General features: G+C 39.0%; 15 protein-coding genes. 6 read left to right on the top strand and 9 right to left on the bottom strand.

The window, feature by feature from the left end; genetic code table 11:
* Positions 1–141: 141 nt before the first annotated feature.
* Both IEU90_RS02170 and IEU90_RS02165 read left to right on the top strand, forming a co-directional pair.
* The gene (locus tag IEU90_RS02170; protein WP_188357651.1) at positions 142–1,023 is read left to right on the top strand and encodes an XRE family transcriptional regulator; all 882 of its coding nucleotides are present in this window, start codon (positions 142–144) and stop codon (positions 1,021–1,023) included.
* A 10-nt stretch (positions 1,024–1,033) separates the two neighbouring features.
* Positions 1,034–1,744 carry a lantibiotic ABC transporter permease gene (locus IEU90_RS02165; RefSeq protein WP_153709138.1) on the top strand — a complete coding sequence of 237 codons (711 nt, stop codon included), beginning with the start codon at positions 1,034–1,036 and terminating at the stop codon, positions 1,742–1,744.
* A 220-nt stretch (positions 1,745–1,964) separates the two neighbouring features.
* On the opposite strand, the gene IEU90_RS02160 is transcribed toward IEU90_RS02165, so the two are convergent.
* From IEU90_RS02160 to lplA, 3 genes are all read right to left on the bottom strand, one after another.
* Positions 1,965–2,423 (bottom strand): hypothetical protein, encoded by a 459-nt coding sequence (locus IEU90_RS02160; protein ID WP_188357650.1) that lies wholly within the window; start codon positions 2,421–2,423, stop codon positions 1,965–1,967.
* Positions 2,420–2,827 carry a hypothetical protein gene (locus IEU90_RS02155; protein WP_182602375.1) on the bottom strand — a complete coding sequence of 136 codons (408 nt, stop codon included), beginning with the start codon at positions 2,825–2,827 and terminating at the stop codon, positions 2,420–2,422. Before IEU90_RS02155 ends, IEU90_RS02160 begins: the two co-directional genes overlap by 4 nt.
* A 143-nt stretch (positions 2,828–2,970) precedes the next feature.
* Positions 2,971–3,984, bottom strand: a complete 1,014-nt coding sequence (gene lplA, locus IEU90_RS02150) for a lipoate--protein ligase (RefSeq protein WP_153709141.1) — start codon at positions 3,982–3,984, stop codon at positions 2,971–2,973.
* Between the two features lie 202 nt (positions 3,985–4,186).
* Between lplA and IEU90_RS02145 the strand changes: the two genes are divergently transcribed.
* Together IEU90_RS02145 and IEU90_RS02140 are read left to right on the top strand one after the other, a co-directional pair.
* A complete protein-coding gene (locus tag IEU90_RS02145; RefSeq protein WP_153709142.1) occupies positions 4,187–4,657 on the top strand; it encodes a universal stress protein in 471 nt (156 codons plus the stop codon).
* A 9-nt stretch (positions 4,658–4,666) separates the two neighbouring features.
* Entirely contained in the window at positions 4,667–6,595 is a 1,929-nt protein-coding gene (locus IEU90_RS02140; protein WP_188357649.1) for a GTP-binding protein, read from the top strand.
* Positions 6,596–6,653: 58 nt separating this feature from the next.
* Here IEU90_RS02140 and IEU90_RS02135 read toward each other — a convergent pair whose 3' ends face one another.
* From IEU90_RS02135 to IEU90_RS02110, 6 genes are all read right to left on the bottom strand, one after another.
* The gene (locus IEU90_RS02135) at positions 6,654–7,556 is read right to left on the bottom strand and encodes an ROK family protein (protein WP_153709143.1); all 903 of its coding nucleotides are present in this window, start codon (positions 7,554–7,556) and stop codon (positions 6,654–6,656) included.
* 27 nt (positions 7,557–7,583) lie between these two features.
* Positions 7,584–8,936 (bottom strand): branched-chain amino acid transport system II carrier protein, encoded by a 1,353-nt coding sequence (gene brnQ / locus IEU90_RS02130; protein WP_153709144.1) that lies wholly within the window; start codon positions 8,934–8,936, stop codon positions 7,584–7,586.
* Between the two features lie 155 nt (positions 8,937–9,091).
* Complete coding sequence (locus IEU90_RS02125) at positions 9,092–9,838, bottom strand: alpha/beta hydrolase (RefSeq protein WP_153709145.1); 747 nt, start codon at positions 9,836–9,838, stop codon at positions 9,092–9,094.
* Positions 9,839–9,872: 34 nt separating this feature from the next.
* Complete coding sequence (locus IEU90_RS02120; RefSeq protein WP_153709146.1) at positions 9,873–11,240, bottom strand: APC family permease; 1,368 nt, start codon at positions 11,238–11,240, stop codon at positions 9,873–9,875.
* 157 nt (positions 11,241–11,397) lie between these two features.
* The gene (locus IEU90_RS02115; protein WP_085680761.1) at positions 11,398–13,809 is read right to left on the bottom strand and encodes a phosphoketolase family protein; all 2,412 of its coding nucleotides are present in this window, start codon (positions 13,807–13,809) and stop codon (positions 11,398–11,400) included.
* A 318-nt stretch (positions 13,810–14,127) separates the two neighbouring features.
* Entirely contained in the window at positions 14,128–14,859 is a 732-nt protein-coding gene (locus IEU90_RS02110) for a GntR family transcriptional regulator (RefSeq protein ID WP_153709148.1), read from the bottom strand.
* Between the two features lie 128 nt (positions 14,860–14,987).
* On the opposite strand from IEU90_RS02110, the gene ybaK reads away from it, so the two are divergent.
* The gene (ybaK, locus tag IEU90_RS02105) at positions 14,988–15,494 is read left to right on the top strand and encodes a Cys-tRNA(Pro) deacylase (RefSeq protein WP_163704501.1); all 507 of its coding nucleotides are present in this window, start codon (positions 14,988–14,990) and stop codon (positions 15,492–15,494) included.
* A 78-nt stretch (positions 15,495–15,572) separates the two neighbouring features.
* A complete protein-coding gene (locus IEU90_RS02100; RefSeq protein WP_153709150.1) occupies positions 15,573–17,009 on the top strand; it encodes a C69 family dipeptidase in 1,437 nt (478 codons plus the stop codon).
* The last annotated feature ends 124 nt before the right edge of the window (positions 17,010–17,133 follow it).

The following is a 17,133-nucleotide window of genomic DNA, read 5'->3' as shown; positions in this document are numbered from 1 at the left end:
TTGGACTTTTTTATTTCCCAGGAAATATTCCTGCAACTAATAGTAGCAAGTTATGCATCCGCTATTTGCTAGGCATTCTATTGACCTTTTTAGGATCAGCAATTAAATTCTAAATATAGATTTTTACAAAGGAGTTTCACGATGCAAGATATATTTCCTCAGCAATTACTCAAGCTACGTACTGAGAAACAATTATCACAAACAGAACTAGCTAGACGGCTCTATGTATCCCGGCAAGCAGTTTCAAAATGGGAAAACGGTGATGCCGATCCTAGTATCGATAAGCTTATTTTATTAGCTAAGATTTTCAAAGTATCTTTAGACCACCTAATTTTAGGAATTCCAGATCACAATAACCTCATTTTACAACTTAATCACATTGCGATGACCTTTAATACTCCTGTTCTAAAAGATATCAATCTTAGCATTTTTAATAATGAACGAATTGCACTACTTGGAAGCAATGGTGCTGGTAAAACAACTTTAGTCAAAATTATTGAAGGTGCACTTATGCCAACTAATAGTACTGTTGAGTGGCAAATCAACAAGAAAGATTCCCTCAATATTATGCCGCAAAACGATTTACTGATTCCTGCATTAAAGGTTAAAGAACAAATTACTTTAGCCGCCCAGATTAGTAAGGTCAATAATTCAGAAAAAATTAACCGTCTCCTCGAACAGTTCAATTTAAAATCCCAGCAGAATACCCTTGTTGCTAAACTCTCAGGCGGGCAAAAGCGACGTCTTTCTCTTATCGTTAGTACCCTTCGCCAATCAAAACTATTAATTTTAGATGAACCGACTGTCGGGATGGACTTAGAATCAATTGATTACTTTTGGCAGTTTATTGATCAAGTTACGGGAAGCATTATGGTTATCACCCACGATTTCAACCAAATTGATAAATTCTTTTCCCGAGTGCTATTACTTAAAGACGGACAAATAAGCTACGATGTATCTGTTAAAGAGATTCATCAGCATAATCAAAGCATTGAACAATGGTATCGGCAAGCTAACCAATAGGAGCTTTCATATGAGTATTACAACAATTCAATTAAAACAGGTTTTACGTAACCGTCGTTTCATACTATTTACTATTTTACTACCAGGGATTTGGTACCTCTTTATGATTAAAGTCATTGCTCCAACGGTCCCACATAATGGGAAGTATCAAATCGGTTTATTATTGCTCGCTCTTCTAATGGGGATTATTGGGAATTCTATCGTTACCTTTAGTAAACGAATTAGCGGTGGTAAACAATTCTATCTTTTACAGTCTCATATTAGCCACTATTCAATCTGGCGATACATGCTCACCCAGCTAGTCAGCCAACTAATTGTTAATTTTCTAATTACCGCAATTATTATTTTGCTTGCAGCCGGCCTCCGCTCTGTTACGTTTACAGCTATTAACCTGCTCAGTATTCTTCTTATTAATGTCCTTGGAATTTATTTAAGCGTAATTGGTTTCACCATTGGGATAATCTTTGATGCCCCTACTGTTGACGCAGGCGGAACACCGATCATGTTTATTCTTATGTTTTTCATAATACCCTGGAACTCTTTTTATATAACCAACGGCTTTGCAAAAATATTTACCGTAATTCAAAAACTTTTTCCCTGCTACTATATCTATGCAAATATCGATCACTTTACAGTTAATAATTTAGTCATGTTCAGTGTAACCTTTATTGTCACTATTCTCCCATTCATCATCTTAATCTATTACAAATTAAAAAAATAAAAGAGCGTCATGACTTAAATGTCATAACGCTCTTTTGGTGTATTGATACTATCTCAGGCTAATTACGATGTCCACTTCGTAAAATAACCGAACGCCTCACAATCCGGTGAGTTAATGCGTCCCACTGTCAAAATGTCAATGGTAGCTCTTAGGGTCGCTACCAGACCTCTCGACTCATCGCAAACTATAATCTAACATACTACACCAAACGATGCAAGTTTTACGCTCTCGCTTCCATTACATCTGCGAGGTGTTCGGCTACCCATTCCTGAGTCTTTGTAACTAAATCAGCTACTTTACCGCCCTGGTCAGTTTCATTTGCTAATTCATCAATCCGTAATCCTGACTTATTAACGTCTTCGCTTTCCATTACTAAGTAGAGATTAACCGGATATTCAATTTCTTTATCTAGTAACTTAACGTCTAAGCGCTCTGCCTCATCCATTGGTACATTAATGAGGTTTGTTTCTAAACGAAAACTTACTGGATCACCCTTTTTCATTTTAATCGTCATTTGATATTGACCAAGGTGTCCAGTATCAAGCTGCTCAATCATAAATTTTACGGCAGTTGTTAATACTGTCTTCTGCTGTGATTGAGCAGCTGTTTTTTCAACATGTTCTGTCACAACCTGATCGCTCGTCAATTGTGACAAATAATCAGTTACTGACATCTTCATTTTTTCATTTGCTCCTTCATCTTTTCAAATTTGGCTTTTGTGTAGTCTGTCCGCTGTTTTGCACCATAATAAATGCCTGCAGCTCCCACTAAGATTCCCACAATACTAAGCGCTTGAATAAATAAGCCATAAGCACTCTCACGCGGACTTACCATTTGAAAAGCCGCTAAACTGGCAATTGCAAAATAAAGATTTACTAAAATTGTCGCATATCCACAAAATCGCATTTTTAAAAACGACAATCCATTAACCACAACCGCCAAAATAATAAAGAGCAGCAAACGTGGCCATACAGATGACGAGGTCAACGAATGACCATGTTGAACAAACATAAAAGCATCTAAAACTAATGCAATTACTGCTGCTACTGATGTTACAATAACAACTTTTTCATTATTTTTCACTATCTTTGCCAACTTTCTTTTTAAGATTAGAAATTTTGCCTTTCCAACCTCTTTTTCCGAACATCTTGCATCTTTTACCCATGAAAAAAGGAATGCAATTTAATTACACTCCTCATTTTACTAAATTCAGTTAAAAAGCTCAATTATGCAAGCAAATCTGCTACTTCAGCAGTTGGAATTCCCGTAATATATTGTTGAGTTCCTTCTTCTTCAAGTACCTTTGCAATTGCATCATGATCATACTTAACTCCTTGAAGTTTTTCTGCTAGTTTATTAATATCTTGTGGACCGAAAAAGTCTCCATAAAATTTAACATTCTTAATTACACCATTTTCAATATCAAATCTGGCGTCAATCGTTCCCATGTCAAAGTGTTTACGTCTCTTAATAGTGAATTCTGGTGATTTTCCGTAGACCCAATCCCAATTATTGTAGTATTGCTCATAAATCTTATCGATCTCTTTTTGATCTTCTGGAGTAACTATATACTGCTTATCCTTTATTTCATCGAGGTTGTCAACATGGAAAAGCCCTTTTAATAATTCATCCCTAAATGTTGGAACATCAATATTTTGGTATTTTTCATCTAAATATGGTCGTAAATTGGTAACCCGTGAACGAACCGACTTTATTCCTTTAGAAGCAATCTTATCTTTTGCAACATGAAGTGCATCAGCAACCACGCTAAGATCCACGTCAAGCATTAAAGTCCCGTGCGAGAACGTCTTACCATTACGAGAGTACATCGCATTGCCAGAAAACTTTTTACCGTCAACCAAAATATCGTTACGGCCACTAACTTCTGCACTCGTGGCTCCCATTTGATGGAGAACATCGACAATCGGTTGCGTAAATGATTTGAAATCACCAAATTCTTCACTGTCGCTTGGTACCACAAAACTAAAACAAAGGTTACCCAAATCTTGGTAAACGGCCCCACCACCGGATAACCGGCGAGTTACACGGATATTATGTTCTTTAACATAGTCATGGTTTATCTCTTCAAGGGTATTTTGATTTCGGCCGACAATGATACATGGCTCTTCATAATAGAATAGCACTAACGGTTCTTTCCCAAAATCCTTATTGTTCATCAAATACTGTTCAGTAGCCAAGTTCATCCCAATATTATGGGAAGTCATCGAAACATAACGCATAATAAGCACTCCTCTTGTGAAAACATCAACAATAATAGACTAAAAATATAATTTTGTCATTTAGTCATCCAAATGTAGTTTACGTCTTTTGGTAAGCGTTTGCAATGTTTTGTTAACAAAGTAAAAAATCCTTTCCTTTTTTCAGCTTTTTATTATAAAAACCATTTATAATAAAGGTATAAACTTTCGGAGGTGTCTATTTATGACAGACAATTACCAATACAAGCATATTCTTGTCGCTGTTGATGGCTCAAAAGTCACAAGCAACGTTTTAGAAAGTGCCATCGATTCAGCTTTACGTAACCAGGCAAGCCTTGATATTTTACGAATTGTTCAGGTTACTCAATTAACCGATGGATACAGTAACGCTGCCCTTAGTAATGAAGAGACATATAATATCGTTAAAATGACAAAAGAACGCTTGGATGACTTAAAAAAGCAAGCGGTTGATGCTGGTGTTAAAGATGTTAATGTCCACATTCGTTTTGGCAATCCTAAGCGTGTCATTGCCCACGAATTCCCTGCTGACCATAATACCGATTTAATCGTCCTTGGTGCAACTGGTGTTTCTGGGATCGAACGCTTTGTCCTTGGTTCAGTAACCCACTATGTCAGTCGAATGGCTAAGTGTGACGTCCTCGTCGTGCGCAAAAATGATCACGCTGCTAACTAGGTGACCACTGTGAAGAAAATTGTAACCGGGATTGTCGCTCACGTTGACGCTGGTAAAACCACTCTTACTGAAGCGCTTATGTATGAAACCGGAGCAATTAGAAAACTAGGACGAGTAGATAACGGTGATGCTTTCCTCGATCCCGATGCATTAGAGAAGCAACGCGGTATCACCTTGTTCACCCACCAAGCAGAACTAAAGTATCAAAATATTAATTTAACATTGCTAGATACTCCCGGACACGTCGACTTTGCCAGCCAAACAGAACAAGTTTTGCCGGTTCTTGATTACGCCATTCTAGTGGTTTCTGCCAGCGACGGTATTCAAGGATATACACTTACTCTCTGGCAGCTTTTAGAGCGTTACCAGGTGCCTGTCTTTATCTTTATTAATAAAAGCGATACTGTTGGCGCAAACCCAACAAAAGTTATTGCACAGCTACAAGCAGCGTTTTCTTCAGGCTGCCTTGATTTTACTGATAATTTAACTGCTGATGTGGTAGAAAATATTGCCATGCAAGATGATGCCGTCTTAGAAAACTATCTCAATACCGGCACAGTCGACGAGCGGACAATTCGCCAATTAATTCAGCAACGAAAAATCTTTCCTTGCTATACCGGTTCAGCACTTAAGTTAGACGGTATTATTAATTTCCTAAACGGTTTGGAAAAATGGACTATTCCACCGACCTTTTCACAAGAGTTTGGGGCGCGAATATTCAAGATATCCCATGATGAAAAGGGTAATCGCCTTAGTTGGGTCCGTGTTCTCGGTGGAAAACTACCTGCCAAAAAAGTTTTACTTAACGAAGAAAAGGCTAATCAAATCCGCGTATATAACGGTGCCAAATTTATTACTAGTCAGGTCTTAGAAGCGGGAGATGTTGGAGCGATTACCGGGCTTACTTCCACTTATCCAGGGATGGGCGTAGGAAACGTCCCCCAGCTTCCTACGCCTGCAATAAAGCCAGTACTAAGCTATGCGGTTAAGGTTGATAATACTCACCTACACGCTTGTCTTAATGCGCTAAAAGAATTAGAAGATGAAGATCCGCAGCTGCAAGTTACCTGGCGCCCTCACCTACAGGAGATTCAGATCCAGATTATGGGCGAGGTTCAGTTGCAAATTCTTCAGCAAATATTGTTAAATCGCTATCACCTGGCTGTAGAATTCGATGAAGGAAATGTCCTCTATCAAGAAACAATCACAGCTACGGTTGAAGGGGTGGGACACTTTGAACCATTGCGCCACTATGCAGAAGCCCACTTATTTCTTGAACCGGGTAAACGCGGCTCTGGAATTACAGTTAATAGTGATTGTAGTCTTGATGTCCTTGACCGTAATTGGCAGCATCAGATTCTAACTAGTCTTAAAGCAAAGGAACATCGTGGCGTTCTTATCGGCGCGCCACTTACCGATGTAAAAATTACACTTATTGGTGGTCGCGGACACATTAAACACACAGTTGGTGGTGACTTTCGACAAGCTACTTGGCGGGCAGTTCGGCAAGGGCTTATGGAATTAAAGTCGCAAAACGCATGTCAATTACTTGAACCATGGTATACATTTCATCTACAAGTTCCGGCAGATCAGGTCGGGCGCGCAATAAATGATATCCAGCAAATGCATGGAACTTTTACGCTTGATGAAGCTGATAATTCTCAGTTGACAATAATTACCGGAAAAGCTCCGGTTGCAGCAATGCGTGACTATCCTAAAAAGGTGCGTGCCTACACTCATGGACAAGGTCAAATTGATTTAATTGTCGATGGGTATCAGCCATGTCATAATTCAGCTGAATTAATTGCAAGTAGTAATTATGATCCTGTGGCAGACTTAGAAAATTCGCCAGACTCTGTTTTTTGCGCTCATGGTGCCGGCTTCCCAGTTTCATGGGATAAAGTACCATCAATGGCTCATTTCCCATATCGTAAATAGATAATTTAAAACGACCTCCATGGCTAGGCGTACCCTACCCTTGGAGGTCATTTATATACTATTTAATTGTTAATAATAATCCGTATAATGCTCCTAACAAATTAGCTTCATTACCAAACTTTGCAGCCATAATCTCCGGCATCGTCACATCATCCCGAAGACGGTAATCACTTTGTTGCAGAAGTCTAAACTGTTTTTTTATTTCATCAATTAAAATATGCTGAGCACTGATTCCCCCACCAATAAGCACCCGGTCCAAATCCATAACTGTTTGAAGGTTTAAGATTAGAATGGCAACCCGTCGGCAGAAACTTTCAAATAATGACCAAGCAACCTGATTGTGAGGGTTAATCTCCTTAAATACTCGCCGTCCATCTTCTTTATCAGCTATTCCACAGACATCAGCTATTGTTTCAATCATTTTTACCGCAGAAGTTGTAGCGCCAACAGTCGAATAGTGGGGATCTGCTACATCATGATTTATAATCATCGCACTAAGCTCTCCAGCTTGATAATGCGGGCCGTGCAATAATTGATCATTAATCACGATTCCACCGCCAACAGAAGTTCCAAGCGTGATTACAGCACCGTTATGAACCTCGTTAAGGTTACCTAACCACATTTCGGCTAGAGTTGCACAGTTAGCGTCATTCCCAACATACACAGGGCAATGCGTCCGTGCTTCAATATAGGAAGCAAAATTAAACGTTCCCATAAACCCTAATGCACCAGTGAATTTTACTTTACCAGCAGCCGAATTAACAACTCCAGGAACGCTGACACAAATTGCCGTTATCTTTTCTAAAACAGGAGTAATTATCTCAAATATTTTTGTGAAAAATTCCTCTTTTTGGCGAGGAGTTAATGTGTGATTCTTCTCAAAGATATTTCCTGAGTGGTCAATTAACGCACTCTTTATCTCCGTTCCTCCAATATCAATACTTAAATATTGTCGTTGCATCGTACTCCCCTCCTCATTACTCCTATATTATACACGACTCCTCTGTTGAGGGTACCAAATACAAACACTAATGACAATTCCAATAAAAGTAAAAATCAACCAACTAAATCCTAAATGATATAGCGGCAAATATTGTTCTGCAAAATGAATTAGCGACATGCTAAATGACGTATCCCGCAAAGCAGGCGGAAATGCATTTACCATATCAAAGAAGGCCGGAATCATTGTAATTCCCGTTGTAATTCGATAGATTAAACTAGCACCTTTAAAAAGAGGTGAAAAAATCCCAAGGAGGATCAGCACAATTGCTAATGGATAAAGAAACATCAAAATCGGTTTTGACCATGAAACAATTCGATCTAGGCCCATGTTAGCTACTAAAAATGATAATAAGCAGTTGCCACGTAAGAAAGCTTTATATGAAATCTGGGGGAAACGGTAATGAAAATCTTGCGCAAAGGCAACTACTAACCCCATTGCCGTCGTCATACAAGTAATCGTTGCAAGAGTAAGCAATAAAATATTTCCAAAATCTCCCATATAATAATGAGCAATCTGGTTAAGGGTTGTTCCCCCATTTTCAGCAATCGCAAATTGATGGCGGCTAGTAGTCCCTAAGTATATTAATCCAATATACAAGACCCCTATTCCAAGAATTCCAATTAGGCCTCCTTTAGTTGTCGCTAGAGAAACTGATTGTTGACTCTTAAAGCCTAATTGCCGCACCGCCGTAATGATCGTAACCCCAAAGACTAATGCAGCTAACGCATCAACCGTGTTATAACCCTGAACAAAACCATTGCTAAACGCGTGGTTAACATAGCCTGCTGTTGGTTGAGCCGTAGCTGTGCTTCCCATAGGATGGAGAAATGCTAATAAGAAAATCAAAAATAGCATTATCAAGAAGAGCGGGTTCAAAATTTTCCCAATTATTTCGGTGATTTTTCCTTCACGAATTGCAAAAAAATACACAATTAAGAAAAAAGCACCAGTATATGCAAGCAGCCCCCAGCCTTGCATTCCCTTACTTAAATATGGTGCAATCCCGATAGTATAAGGCACTGTTGCTGTTCGTGGCGTTGCACATAACGGGCCAATAATTATTTGAACCAAAATAAGAAAGATTAATGCAAATTTCTTCCCGTTTGGCAGGGCTAATTCATACAATCCATTCGCATGCGTAATACTAATGGCAAGTAATGCGAATAACGGTAAAAATACCCCTGAAAGCAAGAATCCTCCTGTCGCTGAGATCCATTGACTACCTGCTAGTTGTCCTAAATGTACTGGAAAAATTAAATTTCCGGCCCCAAATAACATTCCAAAAATCAGCGACCCAATTACCAAGTAGGTTTTACACGCTGCTTTGATTGAGTTCATCGTTAATCACTCATTCCTTTATTTCTTTTTCTGATACAATCTGACGTTAAATTATACCATGAAATAGGAGAACGACAGAAGCCTTTGAAAAAGGAAAAAGCCCTTACCGTTAGAGCATATTACCGATAAAGACTTTTTGCATCTTATTAGTTATTTTATTGTTTTAAGAAACTAGCGACCAACTCGAGGATTTCCTGTCGTTTAGCGCCATTAAACATATGACCCTCATCAGGAATTAAATGCAGCTTGCTATTAGGCATGATTACATTATACTTTTGCGAAGCTGCTGGTGAAACAACCTTATCAGCTTCTCCGTGGATTAATAGTGTCGGACCGCCATAATGTTGAGCTGTTTCATAAATTGGCATTAGCTGGGCAGTCCGAAAATAGCCACCACCAACTGAATAGCCACTAACATTAACCGTTTCTGGAATGTGGTTAGAATCATAATGACTGCCTTGACAAATACCCTTTAACGCATCGTCTTTCAAGCTGGCTGCTGGTGCTAATAACACAAGCTTAGTAATAATATCACGATAATAGCCAGCCAACATAGAAGCAACAACCCCGCCTTGTGAATGACCGATTAGATAAATTTTCTTCGCTTGCATCGTTGTATGAGCATAGTCAATAATCTTCATCCCATCAAGGATTTCGCTAAATACTGTCATATCCGCAAAATCACCATCGCTATTACCGGCACCATCAAAATCAAAGCGTAATGTCGGTATTCCCTGCTGGTTCAAATAATGGGAAAGAGCATAGAGGATTGCAGAATCATCATACCCTAAGTTGCCTTTAAATCCATGCATCAGGATTGCCACAGTATCATTTTTGATTGTCGTTGTTCCTTCAAGAAGTCCATATAACTTCAAGCCATCTCTTTTTATCGTTAATTCCATTAAATCACCTCTTATTCGTCATGTTTTTTAAATTTTAACGTTTTATTCTTAGTTTAGCTAATTTTTCTTGGTGGCGTGCTTCGTGTTCTTCATCACGTTTAATAAAGAAATAAGATACTGCTGCTACTACCGCAACAACAACACCAACCGTTATTGTTTTAATTGTAAAATTAGTTACCATGTAGCAGGAAATTAACAAGGCCAGTACTGGGATAATATATTTTCCAGGCAGCTTAAATCCATGATTGGGGAATTCATTAGTATGCTTAAACTTAATCACTGCTAAAATCGATGGTACATACTGAACGAATGATGCCAACACAATGCAGGAAACAAGGAATAAGTAAGATTGAGTAACCAATATAAGGGATACAACAGCTGTAAGGATAATCGCAACCCACGGGGCATCGTGCTTATTTCGTTTACCTATCCACTTTGGCAACATAGCGTGCTCACTTGCTAACGATGCAATTAATGATGGGGTATTAAAGGATGCCGTGAAAGCAACGCCAAATATACTAATTAACATTCCAGCAATTACCAAGATGTAGCCCCATCGACCGACACCAGTCTCAAAGGCATTAGCAATCGGTGTACTATAATTAGCCATGCTAGTTCCTAAAATCCCAATGGCAACTACCATCATTAGCGAATACATAATCGTTACACTTACCATTACCGCAATTAATACCCGTGGAATATTCTTTTCCGGATTTGTCATTTGCTTAGCCGCAATTGGAATAAAGGAAAAACCAGTAAACATATAGAAAACAACACTAAATGCTGCTCCAAAATGTTTTGCAAATGGCATTGCTCCAGTCATTGCAGCGTGTGGGATAACTGGCGAGAAATTAGCAAAGTGAATGCAAAATGCACCAACAATAATAAATATAATAATCGTAATCATCTTAGCAGCCGAAGAAAGATTATCGACCATTTTTACTAATGTACGACCAAAGAAATTAATCAGCGAGAATAATAATATCAATCCAAATACAGAAACATAGTACACTAGGTGATTATCGAAAATCGGTAAAAAGCTCCGCAATGTTGTTAGCAGTGCAACAACTTCTGCCGACAGCGTACAACAGCCAAGAAACCACGTAAAGATCCCTAATTCATATCCTGTAAAGCGACCAAATGCATTATACGAATAAAGCCACGCTGCTCCTGAACCAGTAAACCTGCTAGAAAGATCAGCATAGCATAAAGCGACCATACTAACAGTAATTGCCGCACAAAGCAAAACCAGGACACTGGCTAAATTCATATCTTTATAAATAGCTTGTGGTAACAGGAAAGCTCCAGAACCAATAACACTGTTAATACCTAAAAAATAAATTGAAATAAAGGATAATTTCTTAGAACTTACATTTTTACTACTAATGATCTCCACCTTCATTCTCTTAAGAACAAACCAATACTCTACATTTAAATTCTATTCTTATTTAATAGCGTTTACAAATAAAACAATAAAAAAAGAAGAGGCGGGAGAAAGCTTTTGCTTTTTCCTGCCTCTTGTATTTATTAAGTGTTTAATTAGCAATCAGTATTATTGATTACTTAAGACCCTTCCAAGTCCAGTTAGTAACTTCTGGTAAGTCCTTACCTTCTGAACGGATGTAGTGGTTGTGCTTGTTAATCATGTTGTCCATCTTGGCAACAAATGCAGCACTCTTTTGTTCGTAACCAGGAACACTTTGGATAGCGTCCTTAGCTAAGTGGAACCGGTCAAGTTCGTTCAATACACGCATGTCGAATGGAGTGGTGATGTCACCATTTTCTTCGTATGAGTGAATGTGAACGTTACGGTTTGCACGATCGAAGAACAATGCTTGGATCATGTCACGGAATCCGTGCCATGCAAAGATAACTGGCTTGTCAGTAGTGAAGTAACGGTTGAATTCTGCGTCAGACAAACCTTCTGGGTTCTTGTCTTGCTTCATCAACTTCATGATTTCAATGATGTTGATGTAACGAATCTTCAATTCAGGGAAGTTGTCATGAAGAATGTCAATAGCTGCAAGAGCTTCTTCAGTAGGTTCAGTACCAGCTGAAGCAAATACAACATCTGGTTCGCTACCTTGGTCAGTAGATGCCCAGTTGATGTAGCCAAGACCATTGTCAACTAATTCAGTAGCTTCATCAATGGAGAACCATTGTGCACGTGGGTGCTTTGAAGTTACAAAGAGGTTGATACATTCTTGGTTACGGAATGCCTTGTTTGATACAGCCATAAGTGAGTTAGTATCAGCAGGTAAGTATTCCTTAACAAGGTCTGGACGTTCCTTTTCAAATAAGTGAGTCAATAGACCTGGATCTTGGTGAGTGTAACCGTTGTGGTCTTGTTGGAATACAGTTGAAGTATCAACAAAGTTCAATGCTGGGTATTGACGACGCCAGTAAAGATCCTTAGCCTTACGTAACCACTTCATGTGTTGAGTAAGCATTGAATCAACAACACGACCGAATGCTTCATAAGTCGCGAAGAATCCGTGACGACCAGTTAATGTGTAACCTTCAAGGAATCCTTCAGCTTGGTGTTCTGAAAGTTGTGAATCAATCATCCGACCTTGTGGAGCAACGTTTTCATCGTTTGGTTCGTGAATGCCTTCCATCCATTGACGCTTTTGGTTGTCAAGGAATGCGTAAAGACGGTTTGACTTAGATTCGTCAGGACCAAATCCACGGAAGTTAGTTGGGTTCAATTCAGCCATCTTGCTGAGGTACTTACCCCATTCAAGCATATCTTGCTTTACAACAGAACCTGGAGTTTGAACGTCAACAGCAAAGTCACGGTAGTTTGGTAATACAAGTGGCTTAGGATCGATACCACCATTAGTGATAGGGTTCATAGCCATACGACGGTTACCTTCTGGTGTGTTCTCTTCAACAAGAGCAACTGGGTGACCGTTTTCGTCAAACAATTCTTCTGGCTTGTATGACTTCATCCAGTCAATAAGCATGTCCTTATGTTCCATGTCATCTTGTGATACTGGAATAGGAATTTGGTGAGCACGGAATGAGTTTTCGATTGGGTTACCATCAAGATCCTTAGTAGGACCAGTCCAACCCTTAGGTGCACGGAAGATGATTAATGGCCATTGTGGTAATGAATCATCGTTGTTTTCACGAGCGTTCTTTTGGATAGCCTTGATTTCTTCAACAGCCTTATCCATAGTCTTAGCCATTTGTTCGTGAACTTCCATGTGTGGCTTGTAACCATCGAATTCGCCATCACGGTCAGCTTCTTTGTAAGCAGATACGAAGTATGGCTTCCAGCCCATACCTTCGAAGTACTTAGTAAGTTCTTCGTCACTCATCCGTGAAAGAATAGTAGGGTTAGAAATCTTGAATCCGTTAACTTGGATGATTGGTAATACCGCACCATCCTTGATTGGGTTGATGAACTTGTCTGAGAACCATGATGCCATTAATGGACCAGTTTCAGCTTCACCATCACCAATTTCAACAGCAGCGATAACATCAGGGTTATCTAAGATAGCACCTACACCGTGTGAAAGTGAGTAACCAAGTTCCCCACCTTCGTGGATTGAACCTGGAGTTTCAGGTGCGGCGTGAGATGCAGTACCGCCTGGGAATGAGAAGTGCTTGAATAACTTAGCCATTCCCTTAGTGTCTTGTGTGTATTCAGGATAAATTTCAGTGTATGAACCATCCAAGTATGAGTTGTTAACCATAACTTGGCCACCGTGACCTGAACCTTCAATGTAGAACATATCAAGGTCATACTTCTTAATTACACGGTTTAAGTGTGCGTAAATGAAGTTTTGAGGAACAATAGTACCCCAGTGACCAATTGGCTTTGGCTTAACGTCTTCAGCCTTTAATGGTTGGCGTAATAATGGATCACCCATTAAGAACAATGTACCAACTGAAAGGTAGTTAGCTGCACGCCAGTAAGCATCAACACTTTCCAAATACTTCTTGGAATCGTAATCTACTGCCATTCTAATAAACACTCCTTCTATATAAATCAATACGTCCTGTGCTCTATAACAACATAACGTAAATCATTAAATTTACAATGTTAATGATAAACTGTTTTTTCAAAAAGTCAACCTTTTTACAAATTGATACGGTCCAATTATAAAAAATTAATCTTTTTAAGGTGTTCTTTAACATTTTCCTATTTATCTTAATCCGCAGAAATGCTAATTTACCTTTGTTTAACCCCGTTCAATACCAACAGTGTACAATTAAAATTTCTTTTGAAAAAAATAAATTTTACATCTATTTTAATGCTTTAAAGTCTGCTATCATATTCACTAGTTTTCTTGGTCTAAGCTAACAAAAGTACTATATTTCATGTATTTATAGTGAATTCGCATATTAGAAACTTCAAACGGCGTCCCATCATCCAAAAAGAAAATCCCTTCAATAGTTCCAACCGGCTCTGTTTCACTTAACTTCAATAAGTCTTGATCTTCATTCGTTGACGGCGAAACACCAATCGTCATAAATGACTTCGTAACCCGTTTTCCCATCATATCTTCTAAATAATTAAAAATTGACCCATTAACAACTTCAGGAGAAAGAGTGGGCGTAATTCTAATTGGAATAAAACCTGTTTCAATCATAAACGGCTGGTCATCAATTAACCGCAGCCGTTTAATCTGATAAACAAAGTCGTTATCATTAAGAAACAGTTCTTCTTGAACATCTTTACTTGCAGGAACAACTTGATAATCAAGTAATTTTATTCCTTGCTTTTTACCATCTACTTGGAAACTGTCCGTTACACCCAAATTACTACCTTCATAGTGGAATAATGACTGGTTTTTTAGGTATAGCGGATTAATAAATGTACCGGATCCGCGTTTTTTAAAAATAATTCCTTGCTGAGCGAGTACTCCCAATGCCCGTTTTATGGAACTGCGGCTTACCTGATAGATTTCACTTAAGCTTCGTTCATCAGGTAAACGCATCCCTTGATATTTATTGTCTAGTATTTTTTGTTTTATATCACGCATCACTGAGCGATATACTAAGTCTGCCATCTAATTAACTCCTCGGATTTAATTAATTCGCAATTTAAGCTACACTTTTAGTATAGCAGACCTATTTTAAATTGGGATCCTTTTGTAAAATATTGGTGCGTCCCAGATAAACTTAGGAGGAAATTTTTATGAGTAAAAAGAATAAAAAAAGCAAAATGAAAAAAACACAGGTAGAACAAATCCTTGATAAAAATAACATTGCTTACGAGCAAGCTGAATTTCCAACTCATCAAGACGGCGATGTACGTTCAATGAGTGTTGATCATACCGGGGTTGACGAACACATTATTTATAAGACCCTAGTATTAACCGGTAACGTAACCGGACCGCTAGTTGGCGTCATCCCAGTCGATACACACTTAGATGAGAAAAAGCTTGCTAAGGTTTCGGGCAATAAAAAGGTTAATATGGTGCCGCTAAAAAATCTTCTCAAAACTACCGGATATGTGCATGGTGCTAACACCCCTGTAGGAATTTACGAGAAGTTTGAATACCCCATTTTTATTGATAACGAGGCCAGAGAACAAGGCGATATTTTCGTTTCGTCAGGTAAAGTGGGCCGTTCTGTTAAATTAAATGCCGAAGATCTTGCCACCCTAGTTCATGCTACTTTCGCTGATTTAGAACAAAAGTAGTTTCTTGACGATTGACCCGGTTAATGTTGAAGATTAAACTGATTATTGTAGTTTGTTTGATAGAAAGGTCCTGAAAAGATGAAAAAGAATTTATCTGCTTGTACCACTGTCCTTGTGGGTCGCAACGCAACGATCGATGGTTCGACAATGGCAGCGCGGAATGATGATACATTTGGTCCGCTTACGCCCCAACGCTTCGTTACTTATCCCGCATATCATAATCACCCTAACCAAGTAAAGGCATACTTAAATAAATGTGTAATTGATCGCCCTGCTGATGGTTATCGTTACCAAGGTACTCCTAATGTTGATTATCGAACTGAGGGGGTATTCGACGAGAGCGGCTTTAACGAAAAAAACGTTGGAATGAGTGCAACCGAAAGTGTTTATGCAAATGAACGCGTCCTTGCCTGCGATCCGCTTAATACCGAAACCGGAATCAATGAAGATCTTGTGGTTGCTGCCACCCTTCCCTTTATCGATAGCGCTCGTGATGGGGTTGCATACCTTGGTAAACTAGTCGCCAAATACGGTTCTGCTGAAGGAAACGGTATTATATTCAGCGACAAAAAAGATGTATGGTATATGGAAATCGTCACTGGTCACCACTGGGTTGCTCAACGGATCCCCGATGACTCTTATGCCGTAACTGGAAATCGAGTAGCAATCCAGCAAGTTGACTTCAATGACCCTGATAACTTTATGTGGTCTAATGGCATCCAAGAATTCGTTGAGAAAAACCACCTCAACCCTGATAAATATGGTTGGGACTTCCGCCATATCTTTGGGACTGCTGACGTATTCGACCAGCATTACAACACACCACGTCAATGGTATGGTCATAAGGTATTAAACCCCAGCGTAGAATTCGACCCCTTGGATTTTGATATTCCATTTATCATGCAAACCAATCACCGTGTTACCCTCGAAGACGTGCAAAAAATCCTCAGCAGTCACTACCAAGGAACTCCTTACGATCCCCTCGGTCATGAAGGAACTGAACAGCAAAAACAGCTTTTCCGGCCAATTTCCCTAAATCGAACACAGAATTCCCATATTCTGCAGGTTCGGAATGATTTGCCAGAAGTTGCTTCGACCATTATGTGGATGAGCTTTGGCGTACCAACATTTACTCCTTATATTCCATTTTTCGGAAACGCCGAAGATATTGACGTCAGCTACCGTGAAACACCAGAAAAACTCAACATGGATCTTAAGAGTGCTTACTGGATGTACCGTACCCTTTCAATGCTTGTTGAATCACACCACGCTGAGTTCTCTAAGGAAGACTTAGATTACCTCAAAGATTCACGCGAATATTTGTACCACTGGGTTAATGAAATTGCTCCACAAGTTAAGGGGATGGCACCTAGTGAAGTTAGCGACTTTTTGAGTTCCAAGACTCATGAGATGGTTGCTGAAATGGCTAAGCGAACTAAGAACCTAATGGCTGAATTGGTTATGCACGGGTTAGAGCTCTCTAAACTTACCTTTAAAATCGACAAGAACCTATAACTAAATTTTTATAATTTGATTGAACCGCAATGATCGTCTAATTCATTGCGGTTTTTAAAAATCACTATATGTTGTATATCGTGCTGAATTAGATTACCATATATTGTGTTATCTAATTTAAAGG

Origin of the sequence: Limosilactobacillus caviae (assembly GCF_014635905.1) — a bacterium.
In the GTDB taxonomy this organism is placed as follows: domain Bacteria; phylum Bacillota; class Bacilli; order Lactobacillales; family Lactobacillaceae; genus Limosilactobacillus; species Limosilactobacillus caviae.
Note: the sequence above shows the minus strand (reverse complement) of the source record. Positions and strands in the feature narration are given on the sequence as shown.

Excerpts from the sequence above, each read along its gene's own strand:
- IEU90_RS02170 (WP_188357651.1), top strand. The coding sequence starts at position 142 with ATGCAAGATATATTTCCTCAGCAATTACTCAAGCTACGTACTGAGAAA.
- IEU90_RS02165 (WP_153709138.1), top strand. The coding sequence starts at position 1,034 with ATGAGTATTACAACAATTCAATTAAAACAGGTTTTACGTAACCGTCGT.
- IEU90_RS02160 (WP_188357650.1), bottom strand. The coding sequence starts at position 2,423 with ATGAAGATGTCAGTAACTGATTATTTGTCACAATTGACGAGCGATCAG.
- lplA (WP_153709141.1), bottom strand. The coding sequence starts at position 3,984 with ATGCGTTATGTTTCGATGACTTCCCATAATATTGGGATGAACTTGGCT.
- IEU90_RS02145 (WP_153709142.1), top strand. The coding sequence starts at position 4,187 with ATGACAGACAATTACCAATACAAGCATATTCTTGTCGCTGTTGATGGC.
- IEU90_RS02135 (WP_153709143.1), bottom strand. The coding sequence starts at position 7,556 with ATGCAACGACAATATTTAAGTATTGATATTGGAGGAACGGAGATAAAG.
- brnQ (WP_153709144.1), bottom strand. The coding sequence starts at position 8,936 with ATGAACTCAATCAAAGCAGCGTGTAAAACCTACTTGGTAATTGGGTCG.
- IEU90_RS02125 (WP_153709145.1), bottom strand. The coding sequence starts at position 9,838 with ATGGAATTAACGATAAAAAGAGATGGCTTGAAGTTATATGGACTTCTT.
- IEU90_RS02120 (WP_153709146.1), bottom strand. The coding sequence starts at position 11,240 with ATGAAGGTGGAGATCATTAGTAGTAAAAATGTAAGTTCTAAGAAATTA.
- IEU90_RS02115 (WP_085680761.1), bottom strand. The coding sequence starts at position 13,809 with ATGGCAGTAGATTACGATTCCAAGAAGTATTTGGAAAGTGTTGATGCT.
- IEU90_RS02110 (WP_153709148.1), bottom strand. The coding sequence starts at position 14,859 with ATGGCAGACTTAGTATATCGCTCAGTGATGCGTGATATAAAACAAAAA.
- ybaK (WP_163704501.1), top strand. The coding sequence starts at position 14,988 with ATGAGTAAAAAGAATAAAAAAAGCAAAATGAAAAAAACACAGGTAGAA.
- IEU90_RS02100 (WP_153709150.1), top strand. The coding sequence starts at position 15,573 with ATGAAAAAGAATTTATCTGCTTGTACCACTGTCCTTGTGGGTCGCAAC.